Here is a 14,031-nt window from a genome sequence, read left to right as displayed (position 1 = left end):
CTTTTTTTTTCTCCCCGCCCCTCTCCCTCCCCTCTCCCTCCCCCCCTCCCCCCCCCCCCCCTTTTTCCCCCCGCCGGCTTGGTGGGGGGTGGTCCCCCCCCCCCCCCCCCCCCCGGCCGGGTCAGCGCCAGCGCCAGGCGTGGTCGACCGGGCCGATCCCGGCACCGAGCGCGAAGCCGCCGGCGATCGCGCCGGTGATGTAGGCCTTGGCCGAGCCGACCGCCTCCGGCAGCGACTCGCCCTTGGCCAGCCCGGCCGCGATCGCGCTGGCCAGGGTGCAACCGGTGCCGTGGGTGTGCCGGTTGTCGTAGCGCGGCGCCCGGTACCAGTGCACCTCGCCGGGCCCGCCGTAGAGCAGGTCCGCGGCCTCACCCTCCAGGTGGCCGCCCTTGACCAGCGCCCAGCGCGGCCCGAGGTCGAGCAACGCCTTGGCGGCGTCCAGCATCTGCCCCTCGCCCTCGACCGTCCGGCCGGTGAGCTGGGTCACTTCGTGCAGGTTGGGGGTGGCCAGGGTGGCGACCGGCAGCAGCCGCTCGCGGACGGTGGCGACGGCCTCGGCGGCCAGCAGGGCGTCCCCGTGCTTGGAGACGCCGACCGGGTCGACGACCACCGGGGCGTCCACCCCGGCCAGCAGTTCGGAGACGGTCTCGACCAGTTCGATCGAGGCGAGCATGCCGGTCTTCACGGCCTGCACCCCGATGTCGTCGACCACGCTGCGGAACTGCGCCCGGACGGCCTCGGCGGGCAGCTCCCAGTAGCCCTGGACGCCGAGCGAGTTCTGCGCGGTGACGGCGGTGATCACGCTCATGCCGTGGACGCCGAGAGCGAGCATCGCCTTGAGGTCGGCCTGGATGCCGGCGCCACCGCCGGAGTCGGAGCCGGCGACGGTGAGCACGCGGGGAGGGGCGGTGGCGGGGCCGCGCGCAGCGCGTCGGCCAGGGGCGGGGGTGGGAGACGGGTGGGCCATGAGGTCAACCTACCTGCGCGCGTTCGGAGCGCGGCACCCTACCTGCGCGCGACCAGAGCACGGCCTCAGAGCACGGCCTCGGACTCCACCCAGCGGTCCTCCGGCACCGTCTTCAGCCTGGTCACCGCGTCGGCGATCGGCACCAGCTCGATCCCGGTCCGGCGCAGCGCGGTGAAGTGGCCGAACGCGCCCTGGTGGACGGCCTCGACGGCGTGCCAGCCGAAGCGGGTGGCGAGCACGCGGTCCCGGGCGGTCGGGGTGCCGCCGCGCTGGGTGTGCCCGAGGATGACCGGGCGGGCCTCCTTGCCGAGCAGGTTCTCCAGTTCGTGGGCGAGCCGGTTGCCGATCCCGCCGAAGGTCCGGTGGCCGTACTGGTCGACCTCGCCGTGGTCGAAGCGCATGGTGCCGGGCAGCGGGGCGGCGCCCTCCGCGACGGCGATGATGGCGAACTTCTTGCCGCGGTCGAAGCGGTCGTCGACCATCCGGGCCACCGCCTCGATGTCGAAGGGCTTCTCCGGGATGAGGATGCCGTGCGCGCCGCCGGCCATGCCCGCGGTGAGGGTGATCCAGCCGGTGTGACGTCCCATCAACTCGACCACCATGACGCGCTGGTGGGATTCCGCGGTGGTCTTGAGCCGGTCGATCGCCTCGGTCGCGACGTGCACCGCGGTGTCGAAGCCGAAGGTGGCGTCGGTGGCGTTGATGTCGTTGTCGATGGTCTTGGGCACCCCGACGACCGGCAGTCCGGCGTCGCTGAACAGCCTGGCGGCGGTCAGCGTGCCCTCGCCGCCGATCGCGATGAGCGCGTCGATGCCGATGTCCCGGGCCAGCGTCCTCGCGTTCTCCACCGCCCAGGAGATCCGCTCGCGCTGCACCCGGGCGGAGCCCAGGACGGTGCCGCCGAGGGTGAGCAGGCCGGTGACGTCGTCGTGCGAGACCGGCCGGGTGCGGCCTTCGATCAGGCCGAGGAAGCCGTCCAGGATGCCGACGATCTCGTCGCCGTGCACGTCCGTGCCCCGGTGCACGACGGAGCGGATCACCGCGTTGAGGCCGGGGCAGTCGCCGCCGCTGGTCAGTACACCGATACGCATGACTGGGTGCGCTCCCGCTCGCAGTGGTTCAGACCACCCACACCAGACGGCGGGCGGGCTCGGTTGTCGCCAGCCTACGCAAAACGGACCCGCGAAGCCCGTGCGCCGCGAGTCCGGGGGTCACGCGCCGCCCGCCGCGCGCCGGTGTCCGGGGGTCACCCGCCGTGTGCCGTACGACAATCGGCGCGGCCGCCCGTCACTCGGCGAAGTGGTCCCAGCCGCCGACCCGGTCCCAGGGCGCGCCGTCCACCGTCACCCGGCCGCTGCGGCTGCCCCGGGGGCGGCCGGTCACCTCGCCCACCACCCGCCAGCGGGCCGGGAGTTGGACCCCGCGCGGGAAGGTCGCCACGATCGCGTGGTCCTCGCCGCCGGACAGCACCCAGACCAGCGGGTCCACCCCGACCGCCTGTCCGATGTCGGCCATCTGCGCCGGGACGTCGAAGTCGGCGGCCTTCAGGTCGATGTCCACCGCGCTGGCCCGGGCCACGTGGCCGAGGTCGGCGACCAGTCCGTCGCTCACGTCGATCATCGAGGTCGCGCCCAACTCGGCGCCGCCCGGGCCCGCGTGGTACGGCGGCTCGGGCCGGCGGTGCGCCTCGACGAAGGCGCGCGGGGAGCGGAAGCCGCGTTGCAGCACGGTGAGTCCGGCGGCCGACCAGCCGAGCCAGCCGGTCACCGCGACCACGTCGCCGACCTGCGCGCCGGCGCGCGTCACCGGCGCGCGCCCCTGGAGGTCCCCGAGCGCCGTGATGGCCAGCGTGACGGTGTCGCCGCGCACCACGTCGCCGCCGACCACCGTCGCCCCGGCCACCTGGCACTCGTCGCGCAGCCCGTCCATCAGCTCGGTGGCCCAGGTGGTGGGCAGGTCGGCGGGGGCGACCAGGCCGAGCAGTATCGCGGTGGGCACCGCTCCCATGGCGGCCACGTCGGCGAGGTTCTGGGCGGCGGCCTTGCGGCCCACGTCGTAGGCGGTGGACCAGTCCCGGCGGAAGTGCCGGTTCTCGATCAGGACGTCCGTGGTGGCCACCACCCGGCCGTCCGGGGCCTTCACCACCGCGGCGTCGTCACCGGGGCCGAGGTCCACCGCGTCGGTGAGCGACACCCGGGCGGTCAGCTCCCTGATGAGACCGAACTCGCCGAGCTCGCCCACGGTCCCCTGCATCTGCCGTCCTCTCGCATGTCCATCTGAACTCGTCCCCGTCGCGCCCCCGCGCGCAGCGTACGCCCTTCCGGGGTGTCGGGGTCTCCCCTCCCCGGCCCACCGCGCGGTAGCGTGGTGATCAGACTGCCGGTGAGCCCGTTCCCACCCCGACGACCGTCCGGGCGATCACGGCGGCGATCCCCGTAACCGGCCGCCGGAGGTCCCCGTGGTACAGGCATACATCCTGATCCAGACCGAGGTCGGCAAGGCCACCGCCGTGGCCCAGTCGATCTCCGAGATTCCCGGCGTCCTCCAGGCCGAGGACGTCACCGGCCCGTACGACGTCATCGTCCGGGCCGAGGCCGACACCGTGGACGACCTGGGCCGCCTGGTGGTGGCCAAGGTCCAGCAGGTCGAGGGCATCACCCGCACCCTCACCTGTCCGGTGGTGCACCTGTAAGACCCGGCTACCATCGGCGGGTGGCCAGAGAACTCCGAATCCCACGGGCGCTGACGGCACTGCCGGCGCCCGTCCGCTGGCTGGCCCTGCCGCTCGCCCTGACCTGCACGGTCGTCGTGCTGCTCGGCAGTTGGGGCTCCGCCGACGAATCGGTGGCGGCCCCCCGGCCGGGCGGCAAGGCGGCCGAGTACTGCCGCGCGCTGGCCGCGGCCCTGCCGCAGGAGCTGCTCGGCCACGCCCGCAAGGACCCGTCGCCCGCCTCGCCGTACGTGGCCGCGTGGGCCAGCTCGCCCCGCACGGTGCTGCGTTGCGGCATCGACCGTCCGGAGGAACTGGACGGCGAGCACGCCAAGGACTGGTCGCCGACCGTGGACGACGTCACCTGGTGGTCGCAGAAGCTCACCGACGGCGGCTACCGCTTCGTGACGACCATGCGCGCCGCCTACGTCGAGGTGACCGTCCCGGCCGGTGCCTCGGCCAACCCCTTCGACCCGGCCGCCGCCCTCACCGGCGCGGTGAAGGCCACCGTCCCGGGCTGAGCCCGCGAGCGCGCCGAGGAGGGCGGGCCGGGAGCTTCCCGGCCCGCCCTCCGTCGTTCGCGCGCGGCTACCGCAGGCCGGTCGAGCGGCGCAGCGCCGCCTGGAGCAGCCGGTCGATCAGCTCCGGGTAGGACAGCCCGGTGGCCTCCCACATCTTCGGGTAGGCCGAGATCGGGGTGAAGCCGGGCATGGTGTTGATCTCGTTGACCATCCAGGTGCCGTCCTCCAGCAGGAAGAAGTCCACCCGGGCCAGGCCCTCGCAGCCGAGCGCGTCGAACGCGGCCACCGCCTGGCGGCGGATCTCGGCGGTCTGCTCGTCGTCGAGCTTCGCCGGGATCTGCACCTCGGACGAGTCGATGTACTTGGCCTCGAAGTCGTAGAAGTCGAAGCCGTCGCCGACCAGCACCTCGGCCGGGAGGCTGGCCTTCGGGCCGTCCTCGGTCTCCAGCACGCCGCACTCGATCTCGCGGCCGCTCACGCCGGCCTCGATGATCAGCTTGGGGTCGTGCCGGCGGGCCTCCTCGATCGCGGCGTCGAGGTCGGCGAGGTCCTTGACCTTGGTGATGCCCATGCTGGAGCCGGCCCGGCAGGGCTTCACGAACAGCGGCAGGCCGAGCTCGGCGGCCAGCTCGCGCACCGCGGCGCGGCCGGCCTCGCTCTCCCAGTCGCGCGGCCGCACGATGGTGTACCGGCCGACGCCCAGGCCGTGCGAGGCCAGGATCCGCTTGGTGAACTCCTTGTCCATGCCGACCGCGCTGGACAGTACGCCGTTGCCGACGTAGGGCACGCCGGACAGCTCCAGCAGGCCTTGCAGGGTGCCGTCCTCTCCCCAGGGGCCGTGCAGCAGCGGGAACACCACGTCGACCTCGCCGAGGGCCTTGGGGGTGCTCCCCGGCTCGCTCAGGACGACCTCCCGGTCGCCCGGGGCGATCGGCAGCGCGACCTGCCCGTCCACGGACTCGGCGACGCCCGGGACGTCCGGCATCCGGCCGTCGGTGATCGCCATCCGGGCGGGCTCGTCGCTGACCAGCGCCCAGCGGCCCTCGGGGGTGATCCCGATCGGGAGCACCTCGTACTTCTCGCGGTCGATCGCCTTGAGCACGCTGCCGGCGGTGACCACCGAGACGCCGTGCTCGGAGCTGCGTCCGCCGAAGACCAGCGCGACGCGCGGCTTCGCAGCGGACGGGTTCGGGGAGGACTGTTCGATGCTCATATCGGGTTTGAGACTACCGTGCGAAGGGTTTCCGGGGCGTCAGCCGCCCCCGACCACCGCCCCGGACCACCGCCTCGCCGTCAGCGCCGCTCGGCACCGCTCGGCACCGCTCGGCACCGCTCGGCACCGCTCAGCGCCGCTCGGCCTTCGCCGAACGGGACATCAGGGCCTGGAGCGCCTCCTGGGTGGGCCGCCCGTTGTGCACGACATCCACCACCGCCTCGACGATCGGCATGTCGACGCCGTTGCGCCGGGCCAGGTCGAGCACCGACTCGCAGGACTTGACGCCCTCCGCGGTCTGCCGGGTCGCCGCGATGGTCTCCGCGAGCGACATGCCCCGGCCCAGGTTCATGCCGAAGGTGTTGTTGCGCGACAGCGGCGAGGAGCAGGTGGCGACCAGGTCGCCCATCCCGGCGAGCCCGGCGAAGGTGTGCGGGTCGGCGCCGAGCACCTCGCCGAGCCGGGTGGTCTCGGCCAGCCCGCGGGTGATCAGCGTCGCCTTGGTGTTGTCGCCGAGCCCCATGCCGGCCGCCATGCCGACCGCCAGGCCGATCACGTTCTTGACCGCCCCGCCGAGCTCGCAGCCCAGCACGTCGGTGTTGGTGTACGGGCGGAAGTACGGCGTGTGGCAGGCCGCCTGGAGCCGCTTGGCGACCGCCTCGTCCGCGCAGGCGACGACGCTGGCGGCGGGCTGCCGGTTGGCGATCTCCCGGGCCAGGTTGGGCCCGCTGACCACCGCGACGCGCTCCGGGCCGACCTTGGTGACCTCGTCGATCACCTCGCTCATCCGCTTGGCCGTGCCGAGTTCGATGCCCTTCATCAGGCTCACCAGCACGGTCTGCGGCTCGATCAGCGGCGTCCAGGCGGCCAGGTTGTCGCGCAGCGTCTGCGAGGGCACCACCAGGACGGCGAAGTCGGCGCCGGCCAGCGCCTCGGCGGCGTCGGTGGTGGCCCGGACGGAGCCCGGCAGCGGCACGCCCGGCAGGTAGTCCGGGTTCTCGTGCGTGGTGTTGATGGCGTCGACGAGTTCCTGGCGGCGGGCCCACAGGACGACGTCGCTGCCCGCGTCGGCCAGCACCATCGCGAAGGCGGTGCCCCAGGAGCCCGTCCCCATCACTGCGCAGCGGGTCACCGGCCGCCCTCCTCGTCGTCGTTGCCGCCCTTGGCGCGCCGGCGTTCGGCGGCGGCCGCGGCGGCGCGGTTCCGGGCGGCCTTGCGCATGTCGTAGCGCTCGGCCGGCGGCTCCTCGCCGCGGACGTCGGCCAGCACGGCGGTGATCGCCGTCATGATGTCCTCGGTGGCGTCGTTGAGCACCTGGGCGGTGAGCTCCTGGCCCCGGTACTTGCTCAGGTCCACCGCGGGCCCCGCCGCCACGGTGACCCGGTGGCGCGGGAAGAGGTTGAACTTGCCCTTCCCGAAGCCCGGACGGCCGTACGGCGGGATGATCTCGTGCGCTCCCCAGTGTGCGACCGGGATGACCGGCGCGCCGGTCATCAGCGCGACCCGGGCGACGCCGCTCTTGCCGGTCATCGGCCACAGGTCCGGGTCCCGGGTGAGCGTGCCCTCCGGGTAGAACTGCACGCACTGGCCGCCGTTGACGGCGTCGATAGCGGCCCGGAAAGCCTGCGCGGCATCGGTGGACTCGCGGAACACCGGAATCTGGCCGGTCTTGCGCAGCATGAATCCGATGAAGGGAATCGAGAACAGCGAGGACTTGCCGAGAATGCGCGGCGGACGGCCGCTGTTGTACTGCCAGTGCGCGTAGATCACCGGGTCGATGATCGAATTGTGGTTCACCGCGGCGATGAAGCCGCCTTCCTTCGGAAGGTGCTCCCAGCCCCGCCAGTCGGGCTTCACCAGCGCGGTCGTCACCGGCTTCACCAGCACGGCCGCGAAGCGGTACCAGATGCCGTAGTCGGCGTTGCCGAACTTGGCGTACGAGCGGCGGGCCACCCCAGGTCCTCCTCATCCGAAGCGGCACGTGGGGTGCCGCGGTCATAACCTCCCGGTGCCGCGCACCGGTACGGGACCGGTGCCCGGGTGACGGGCGCGGAACAGTCTCGCCCGGCTGCTCACCGGCTGTCGAGCGACCGCACCAACCCGCCCGGCAGGCGTGATCAAACGCACGTCCGCACAGATCGGACGGCCTGGCGAGGGCTCCGGGACCGGCGTCACAATGACGCCGATGACCCAGGACACCGTACGCCCCAACGGGCCCGTCGCGCCCCCCGCACCCGCCACCGACTGGTCGCTGGTGCTGCCGCTCAAGCCGCTCGCCCTCGCGAAGAGCCGACTGGCCCCGTACGCCGGGCCGCACCGGGCGGACCTCGCGCTGTCCTTCGCGCTCGACACCGCCACCGCCGCACTGGCCACCCCGGGCGTCGCCCGGGTCCTGGTGGTCACCCGGGACGCGGCGGCCGGCGCCCGGCTGGCGGCACTGGGCGCGGTGGTGGTCGCCGACGAACCCGGCGAGGGCCTCAACGAGGCGCTGGTGCACGGCACGGCGGCCGCCCTGGCGCTCGCCCCGCGCTCGCCGCTGGCCGCCCTCTCGGCGGACCTGCCGGCCCTGCGCCCGGTCGAACTGGCCCGGGTGCTGGGCGCGGTGCCGCCGGACGGCCGGGCCTTCCTGCCGGACTCCCCAGGCCTCGGCACCACGCTGCTCGCCTGTACCCCCGGCCGCCCGCTCTCGCCCGCCTTCGGGGACGGCTCGCGGGCCCGGCACGCGGCCGGCGGAGCACTCGAACTTCGCCTGGCGGACGTGGAGTCGGTGCGCCGGGACGTCGACACCGGCGCGGACCTCGGCGAGGCCGCGGCGCTCGGCCTCGGCCCGTACACCAGCGTCCTGTTCGCCCGGCTGGCGCGGGCCTGACCGGCGCCCCGCGGGACGCCGCCCGGTCGGCCGGGGCCGCTCGCTATGCTGCTGCCATGCAGGCCACCGCGTTCACCTTCGACCCCGCCACCCGGGCCGGCTCCGTGCTGCTCGACGACGGGACCCCGGTGCCGTTCGACGCGGCCGCCTTCGACGCCGGCGGTCTGCGGCTGCTGCGACCGGGCCAGCGGGTGCGGATCCGCACCGAGGGCGCCGGCGAGGCCCGCCGGGTGGTCTTCGTGACGCTGCAGACCTTCCCCGACCCGGCCGCGGGCTGACCGTCCTCCGCTGACCGTCCCCCCGCTGGTCCTCCCCCGCCGTCCGGCACGCCCGCCGCCGCGTTCCGTGCCTGGTCACCGTCGGTCGCAGAATCCTGACTAAGCGCCCGGAAATCGAAAGAGCCGCGGCGACCCGGTCTCCGCAATTCACGGAGGGGGGGTGCCGCGGCTCTCTGCCGAAGGCCGTCCGAGGACCGCTGCGCGGGACTACTTGGCAGAGGTCTTGCGCGCGGTGGTCTTGCGGGTGGCGGTCTTCTTCGCCGGAGCCGTCTTCTTGGCCGTCGCGGTCGCCTTCTTGGCGGTCGCGGTGGTCTTCTTGGCGGCGGCGGTGGTGGTCGCCTTCTTGGCGGCGGCGGCCGTCTTCTTGGTCGCGGTCGCGGTGGTCTTCTTCGCGGCGGCGGTGGTGGTCGCCTTCTTGGTGGCGGTCGCCTTCTTCGCGGCGGCGGTGGTGGTCGCCTTCTTGGCCGCGGCCGTGGTCGCCGTCTTCTTGGCGGCGGCCTTCTTGGCCGGAGCGGCGGCGGCGGCCGTGGCGGCACGCTTGGTGGCGGCGCGCTTGGCGGCCGGGGTGGCGGCGACGCCGCTCTTGCCCGGGGTGAGGGAGCCCTTGGGGGCCTTCTTCACCGAGGGGCCTTCCTTCGGCAGCTTCTTGCTGCCGCTGACCAGGTCCTTGAAGCCCTGGCCGGGACGGAAGCGGGGCACCGAGGTCTTCTTGACCTTGACCTTCTCGCCGGTCTGCGGGTTGCGGGCGAAGCGCGCGGAGCGCTCCACCTTCTCGAAGGTGCCGAAACCAGTGACCGAAACCCGGTCACCGGCCACAACGGCACGGACCATGGTGTCGAGCACTGCGTCGACGGCCTCTGCGGCAGCCTTGCGACCGCCCAGCTGCTCGGCCACCGCTTCGACAAGCTGAGCCTTGTTCACGTCTTCCCCTTCGGAAACGGGCGCCGGATGATTCCATCCGTTCTTTTCGCACGTTAGGTATGTATCTGCGGACTTTCAATTACCAAACGCGCGAATCACCCTAGTGTCGCAATGGATTTGCGCGTCGGCGACCTCAGGCGACGGGCGGGCGCCCCTCGTCGAGGTCATGTACAAAGCGACTCAACCGCCTTGCCGCCTCCGGAAGATCGCGCTTGGCGGTCTCGGTGACGATGAGGAGTTGACGGGAGAGAGCGGTCTTTGCATCGGCAGACACGTTCAGCGCATGCACGCGGGCGTGAGCTTGCTTCAACCGCTCGGCCACAAGCGCGTAGAGCGCTGCGACTTCCTGGTCGTCCGGCCCCTCAGCTGGTGCGGAGGCGACGTCCGGCCGATCGTCAATTCGGCGTTCGGATCCCCGGCCCACGGACTCCGGAGCCGCGGGTTCGCCGCCCGCGTACGGAGGTTCATGGTGCCGGTGCATGTACTGATTGTGCCATCTACCCGCAGTTGTACTTGCGCGGGGCCCTCTCCGGCAAAGCCAAATGGGCAATCCGGGGTGGGCCGCGGCGCTAACTCGTGCTCCGGAACGGCGGATGGCCCGCCCCCCCGAAGGGGAGGCGGGCCATCCGGTGGATCGCCAGAATGCTTGTTCTGAGGGGATCTCAGGCAACCGGCAGAGTACGGGGCTTGAAGGTCGGACGGGTCGCTTCGAAGGCCGCGATGTCGGCCTCGTTCCGCAGGGTGATGCTGATGTCGTCCAGCCCGTTGAGCAGCCGCCACCGGACGTTGTCGTCCAGTTCGAAAGACGCGGTGACGCCCTCGGCCCGGACTTCGCGGGCTTCCAGATCAACGGTGATCTCGGCCGAAGGGTTACTCTCGGTGAGCGCCCAGAGCTGTTCCACGGTCTCTTGCGGCAGGACGACCGTCAGCAGTCCGTTCTTCAGGGAATTCCCACGGAAGATGTCCGCGAAGCGCGACGAGATGACCGCGTGGAAGCCGTAGTTCTGCAGCGCCCAGACGGCGTGCTCGCGGGAGGAGCCGGTGCCGAACTCCGGGCCGGCCACCAGGACCGTGGCGCCCTGCCGCTCGGGCTGGTTGAGGATGAACGACTCGTCCTTGCGCCAGGCCTCGAAAAGGCCGCCCTCGAAACCGGAACGGGTGACCTTCTTGAGCCAGTGGGCCGGGATGATCTGGTCGGTGTCCACGTTCGAGCGCCGCAGCGGAACGGCCCGGCCGGTGTGGGTGGTGAACTTCTCCATGGTTCTCAGGCCTCCACAGCCACGTTGGTGTCCGCCAGGTCGGAGGGCAGATCGGACGGTGCGGCCAGACGGCCCAGGACGGCGGTCGCGGCGGCGACCTGCGGGGACACCAGGTGGGTCCGGCCACCCTTGCCCTGCCGACCCTCGAAGTTGCGGTTCGAGGTGGAGGCGCAGCGCTCCCCGGGGGCGAGCTGGTCGGGGTTCATGCCCAGGCACATCGAGCAGCCCGCGTGGCGCCACTCGGCGCCGGCCGCGGTGAACACCTTGTCCAGGCCCTCCTCCACGGCTTGCAGGGCGACCCGGACGGAGCCGGGGACGACGAGCATCCGTACGCCGTCGGCGATCCGGCGGCCCTCCACGACGGCGGCGGCGGCGCGCAGGTCCTCGATCCGGCCGTTGGTGCAGGAGCCGACGAAGACGGCGTCGACGGTGACCTCGCGCAGCGGGGTGCCGGCCTCCAGGCCCATGTAGGCGAGGGCGTTCTCGGCGGCCGCGCGCTCCTGCGGGTCGGCGAAGGAGGCCGGGTCCGGCACGTCGGAGCCCAGCGGGGCGCCCTGGCCGGGGTTGGTGCCCCAGGTGACGAACGGGGTCAGCGCGGCCGCGTCGACGAAGATCTCGTGGTCGAAGACCGCGTCCTCGTCGGTGCCCAGGGTCGACCAGTACGCGACGGCGGCGTCCCAGTCCTCGCCCTGCGGGGCGTGCGGACGGCCCTTGAGGTAGCCGAAGGTGGTCTCGTCCGGGGCGATCATGCCCGCCCGGGCGCCGGCCTCGATGGACATGTTGCAGATGGTCATCCGGGCCTCCATGGACAGGCCCCGGATCGCCGAACCGCGGTACTCCAGGACGTATCCCTGGCCGCCGCCGGTGCCGATCTTGGCGATCACGGCCAGGATCAGGTCCTTGGCGGTGACGCCCTCGGGCAGCTCGCCCTCGACCGTGACGGCCATAGTCCGGAACGGCGCCAGCGGCAGCGTCTGGGTGGCCAGCACGTGCTCGACCTGGCTGGTGCCGATGCCGAACGCCAGTGCGCCGAAGGCGCCGTGGGTCGAGGTGTGGGAGTCGCCGCAGACCACGGTCATGCCGGGCTGGGTCAGGCCCAGCTGCGGGCCGACCACGTGCACGACGCCCTGCTCGATGTCGCCGAGCGAGTGGATCCGGACACCGAACTCGGCGGCGTTGCGGCGCAGCGTCTCCAGCTGCACCTTGGACACCGGGTCGGCGATCGGCTTGTCGATGTCCACGGTGGGGGTGTTGTGATCCTCGGTGGCGATCGTCAGATCGGTGCGGCGGACCGTCCGGCCGGCCAGCCGCAGCCCGTCGAAGGCCTGCGGGCTGGTCACCTCGTGGAGCAGGTGGAGGTCGATGAAGAGCAGGTCGGGCTCTCCCTCCGCGCGCCGCACGACGTGGTCGTCCCAGACCTTCTCTGCGAGTGTCCGTCCCATCGGATTCCCTCCAGCCGGCCGCGTTGCCGGCCTTCTCGTGTCGTCGAGGTCGGAGCTCCCGCCGCCCTGTGGCGGGCGCGTTCTCGCGACCTGCACGCCGGATCGCTGTCCACGATGCGGACACTCTGGTGAGGTCGCATCCTGGATGCCTCCCGGGCTGCTGCATCCAGAGTGGCGCTTTTCCCGGAAGATTGAACTTGCGTCTCGCGGAATGAGACTGCAGTCTTAGCGCATGGACAACTCTAGCGGCGTCGGCGTTCTCGACAAGGCCGCTCTGGTGCTGAGCGCACTGGAGTCGGGCCCCGCCACGTTGGCGGGGCTGGTCGCCGCCACCGGTCTGGCGCGCCCCACGGCCCACCGGCTCGCCGTCGCACTCGAACACCACCGTCTGGTCACCAGGGACATGCAGGGGCGATTCATCCTCGGCCCCCGTCTGTCCGAACTCTCCGCCGCGGCGGGCGAGGACCGGCTGCTCGCCACCGCGGGCCCGGTTCTGACCCACCTGCGCGACGTCACCGGCGAGAGCGCACAGCTCTACCGCCGCCAGGGCGAGATGCGGATCTGCGTAGCCGCCGCCGAGCGGCTCTCCGGTCTGCGGGACACCGTCCCGGTCGGCAGCACCCTGCCGATGAAGGCCGGCTCGGCCGCCCAGGTCCTGCTGGCCTGGGAGGAGCCCGAGCGGCTGCACCGCGGCCTCCAGGGCGCCCGCTTCACCGCCACCGCGCTCAGCGGCGTCCGCCGCCGCGGCTGGGCCCAGTCGATCGGCGAGCGCGAGCCGGGCGTCGCGTCCGTCTCCGCTCCCGTGCGCGGCCCCTCCAACCGCGTGGTGGCCTCCGTCTCCGTCTCCGGCCCGATCGAGCGGCTGACCCGCCACCCGGGCCGCCTGCACGCCCAGGCCATCATCGAGGCCGCGAACCGGCTCACCGAGGCCCTCCGCCGCGGCTGACCGCCGCACCCGGAAAGGGCCCCGCGCAGCACCACCGCGCGGGGCCCTTCGGAATGCTCCGGGAAATGCAAAAAAGACCCCGGAAACCGGGGCCTTCCAATTTCTGGCTGGGGTACCAGGACTCGAACCTAGACTAAATGAACCAGAATCACTCGTGCTGCCAATTACACCATACCCCAACACAAAGCAAGCGCCGATGGGATAACCCACCGGCTTCATGCTCTGGAGTACCCCCGACCGGATTCGAACCGGCGCTACTGCCGTGAGAGGGCAGCGTGCTAGGCCGCTACACAACGGGGGCTTCCTGGCGATCCCTTGCGGGATCAGTACCCCCGACCGGATTCGAACCGGCGCTACTGCCGTGAGAGGGCAGCGTGCTAGGCCGCTACACAACGGGGGCTTTCCAGGTGATCCCTTGCGGGATCGGTACCCCCGACCGGATTCGAACCGGCGCTACTGCCGTGAGAGGGCAGCGTGCTAGGCCGCTACACAACGGGGGCTTGTTCTTCACTTGTACTGCTGGACTTGCGTACTGCGCTGGGGTACCAGGACTCGAACCTAGACTAAATGAACCAGAATCACTCGTGCTGCCAATTACACCATACCCCACCAGAGTTGAACCCCTGTCGGGGCCTTCTCAGGCGTTGCGCCTCTCGTTCGGGGCCGGGTGGAGGGTTTCGCTCCCTCGTCCGTTCCCTCCCGGGCGGCGCAGAAAGAACATTACCCGACGCCGGCCCCGGCTCCAAAATCGATAACCCCAGGCAGCGGCCGGGCGTCCTGGCAGTGACGTCCGGGCGGTGACGTCCGGGCAGGGGGGGGGGGGGGGGGGGGGGGGGGGGGGGGGGGGGGGGGGGGGGGGGGGGTGCGAGGGGGGGGGGGGGGGGGGGGGTGGGGGTGGAGGGGGG

At 72.3% G+C, this 14,031-nt stretch carries 15 protein-coding genes and 5 tRNA genes; 5 read left to right on the top strand and 15 right to left on the bottom strand.

The window, feature by feature from the left end:
* Window positions 1-121: 121 nt before the first annotated feature.
* From thiD to AC07AL_RS22320, 3 genes are all read right to left on the bottom strand, one after another.
* The gene (gene thiD / locus AC07AL_RS22330; protein ID WP_400988865.1) at window positions 122-967 is read right to left on the bottom strand and encodes a bifunctional hydroxymethylpyrimidine kinase/phosphomethylpyrimidine kinase; all 846 of its coding nucleotides are present in this window, start codon (window positions 965-967) and stop codon (window positions 122-124) included.
* A 65-nt stretch (window positions 968-1,032) separates the two neighbouring features.
* Window positions 1,033-2,058, bottom strand: a complete 1,026-nt coding sequence (locus AC07AL_RS22325) for an ATP-dependent 6-phosphofructokinase (RefSeq protein WP_363585719.1) — start codon at window positions 2,056-2,058, stop codon at window positions 1,033-1,035.
* A gap of 196 nt (window positions 2,059-2,254) precedes the next feature.
* Window positions 2,255-3,220, bottom strand: coding sequence for a thiamine-phosphate kinase (locus AC07AL_RS22320; protein ID WP_400988864.1), 966 nt, complete (start codon window positions 3,218-3,220; stop codon window positions 2,255-2,257).
* Between the two features lie 205 nt (window positions 3,221-3,425).
* Here AC07AL_RS22320 and AC07AL_RS22315 point away from each other — a divergent pair, with 205 nt between their 5' ends.
* Both AC07AL_RS22315 and AC07AL_RS22310 read left to right on the top strand, forming a co-directional pair.
* Window positions 3,426-3,659, top strand: coding sequence for an Lrp/AsnC family transcriptional regulator (locus AC07AL_RS22315; protein WP_363375953.1), 234 nt, complete (start codon window positions 3,426-3,428; stop codon window positions 3,657-3,659).
* A 20-nt stretch (window positions 3,660-3,679) separates the two neighbouring features.
* Entirely contained in the window at window positions 3,680-4,198 is a 519-nt protein-coding gene (locus AC07AL_RS22310) for a DUF3515 domain-containing protein (protein WP_400988862.1), read from the top strand.
* A 67-nt stretch (window positions 4,199-4,265) separates the two neighbouring features.
* Here AC07AL_RS22310 and AC07AL_RS22305 read toward each other — a convergent pair whose 3' ends face one another.
* From AC07AL_RS22305 to AC07AL_RS22295, 3 genes are all read right to left on the bottom strand, one after another.
* The gene (locus tag AC07AL_RS22305) at window positions 4,266-5,411 is read right to left on the bottom strand and encodes a D-alanine--D-alanine ligase family protein (RefSeq protein WP_400988860.1); all 1,146 of its coding nucleotides are present in this window, start codon (window positions 5,409-5,411) and stop codon (window positions 4,266-4,268) included.
* 130 nt (window positions 5,412-5,541) lie between these two features.
* The gene (locus AC07AL_RS22300; protein ID WP_079135606.1) at window positions 5,542-6,525 is read right to left on the bottom strand and encodes an NAD(P)H-dependent glycerol-3-phosphate dehydrogenase; all 984 of its coding nucleotides are present in this window, start codon (window positions 6,523-6,525) and stop codon (window positions 5,542-5,544) included.
* A 14-nt stretch (window positions 6,526-6,539) separates the two neighbouring features.
* A complete protein-coding gene (locus tag AC07AL_RS22295) occupies window positions 6,540-7,364 on the bottom strand; it encodes a lysophospholipid acyltransferase family protein (RefSeq protein WP_350882958.1) in 825 nt (274 codons plus the stop codon).
* Window positions 7,365-7,596: 232 nt separating this feature from the next.
* Here AC07AL_RS22295 and cofC point away from each other — a divergent pair, with 232 nt between their 5' ends.
* Complete coding sequence (gene cofC / locus AC07AL_RS22290; protein ID WP_363585717.1) at window positions 7,597-8,280, top strand: 2-phospho-L-lactate guanylyltransferase; 684 nt, start codon at window positions 7,597-7,599, stop codon at window positions 8,278-8,280.
* Between the two features lie 56 nt (window positions 8,281-8,336).
* Complete coding sequence (locus AC07AL_RS22285) at window positions 8,337-8,558, top strand: hypothetical protein (RefSeq protein ID WP_063347710.1); 222 nt, start codon at window positions 8,337-8,339, stop codon at window positions 8,556-8,558.
* A gap of 207 nt (window positions 8,559-8,765) precedes the next feature.
* Here the strand turns inward: AC07AL_RS22285 and AC07AL_RS22280 are convergent, their stop codons facing one another.
* From AC07AL_RS22280 to leuC, 4 genes are all read right to left on the bottom strand, one after another.
* Entirely contained in the window at window positions 8,766-9,479 is a 714-nt protein-coding gene (locus AC07AL_RS22280; RefSeq protein WP_350882962.1) for an HU family DNA-binding protein, read from the bottom strand.
* Between the two features lie 133 nt (window positions 9,480-9,612).
* Window positions 9,613-9,960, bottom strand: coding sequence for an SCO5555 family protein (locus tag AC07AL_RS22275; protein ID WP_371517045.1), 348 nt, complete (start codon window positions 9,958-9,960; stop codon window positions 9,613-9,615).
* Between the two features lie 181 nt (window positions 9,961-10,141).
* Complete coding sequence (gene leuD, locus AC07AL_RS22270; protein ID WP_363585716.1) at window positions 10,142-10,738, bottom strand: 3-isopropylmalate dehydratase small subunit; 597 nt, start codon at window positions 10,736-10,738, stop codon at window positions 10,142-10,144.
* Window positions 10,739-10,743: 5 nt separating this feature from the next.
* A complete protein-coding gene (gene leuC, locus AC07AL_RS22265) occupies window positions 10,744-12,180 on the bottom strand; it encodes a 3-isopropylmalate dehydratase large subunit (protein WP_363585715.1) in 1,437 nt (478 codons plus the stop codon).
* A gap of 232 nt (window positions 12,181-12,412) precedes the next feature.
* Between leuC and AC07AL_RS22260 the strand changes: the two genes are divergently transcribed.
* Entirely contained in the window at window positions 12,413-13,126 is a 714-nt protein-coding gene (locus tag AC07AL_RS22260) for an IclR family transcriptional regulator (protein WP_063347714.1), read from the top strand.
* A 104-nt stretch (window positions 13,127-13,230) separates the two neighbouring features.
* Here the strand turns inward: AC07AL_RS22260 and AC07AL_RS22255 are convergent.
* From AC07AL_RS22255 to AC07AL_RS22235, 5 genes are all read right to left on the bottom strand, one after another.
* Window positions 13,231-13,305, bottom strand: a tRNA-Gln gene (locus tag AC07AL_RS22255).
* Between the two features lie 49 nt (window positions 13,306-13,354).
* Window positions 13,355-13,427, bottom strand: a tRNA-Glu gene (locus AC07AL_RS22250).
* A gap of 26 nt (window positions 13,428-13,453) precedes the next feature.
* Window positions 13,454-13,526, bottom strand: a tRNA-Glu gene (locus tag AC07AL_RS22245).
* Window positions 13,527-13,553: 27 nt separating this feature from the next.
* A tRNA-Glu gene (locus AC07AL_RS22240) sits at window positions 13,554-13,626 on the bottom strand.
* Between the two features lie 37 nt (window positions 13,627-13,663).
* Window positions 13,664-13,735 (bottom strand) — tRNA-Gln (locus AC07AL_RS22235).
* Between the last annotated feature and the right edge of the window lie 296 nt (window positions 13,736-14,031).

It is taken from the genome of Kitasatospora sp. NPDC043949, from assembly GCF_056435365.1.
Note: the sequence above shows the minus strand (reverse complement) of the source record. Positions and strands in the feature narration are given on the sequence as shown.

Excerpts from the sequence above, each read along its gene's own strand:
- thiD (WP_400988865.1), bottom strand. The coding sequence starts at position 967 with ATGGCCCACCCGTCTCCCACCCCCGCCCCTGGCCGACGCGCTGCGCGC.
- cofC (WP_363585717.1), top strand. The coding sequence starts at position 7,597 with ATGACCCAGGACACCGTACGCCCCAACGGGCCCGTCGCGCCCCCCGCA.
- AC07AL_RS22325 (WP_363585719.1), bottom strand. The coding sequence starts at position 2,058 with ATGCGTATCGGTGTACTGACCAGCGGCGGCGACTGCCCCGGCCTCAAC.
- AC07AL_RS22260 (WP_063347714.1), top strand. The coding sequence starts at position 12,413 with ATGGACAACTCTAGCGGCGTCGGCGTTCTCGACAAGGCCGCTCTGGTG.
- leuD (WP_363585716.1), bottom strand. The coding sequence starts at position 10,738 with ATGGAGAAGTTCACCACCCACACCGGCCGGGCCGTTCCGCTGCGGCGC.
- AC07AL_RS22305 (WP_400988860.1), bottom strand. The coding sequence starts at position 5,411 with ATGAGCATCGAACAGTCCTCCCCGAACCCGTCCGCTGCGAAGCCGCGC.
- AC07AL_RS22300 (WP_079135606.1), bottom strand. The coding sequence starts at position 6,525 with ATGGGGACGGGCTCCTGGGGCACCGCCTTCGCGATGGTGCTGGCCGAC.
- AC07AL_RS22285 (WP_063347710.1), top strand. The coding sequence starts at position 8,337 with ATGCAGGCCACCGCGTTCACCTTCGACCCCGCCACCCGGGCCGGCTCC.
- AC07AL_RS22275 (WP_371517045.1), bottom strand. The coding sequence starts at position 9,960 with ATGCACCGGCACCATGAACCTCCGTACGCGGGCGGCGAACCCGCGGCT.
- AC07AL_RS22320 (WP_400988864.1), bottom strand. The coding sequence starts at position 3,220 with ATGCAGGGGACCGTGGGCGAGCTCGGCGAGTTCGGTCTCATCAGGGAG.
- leuC (WP_363585715.1), bottom strand. The coding sequence starts at position 12,180 with ATGGGACGGACACTCGCAGAGAAGGTCTGGGACGACCACGTCGTGCGG.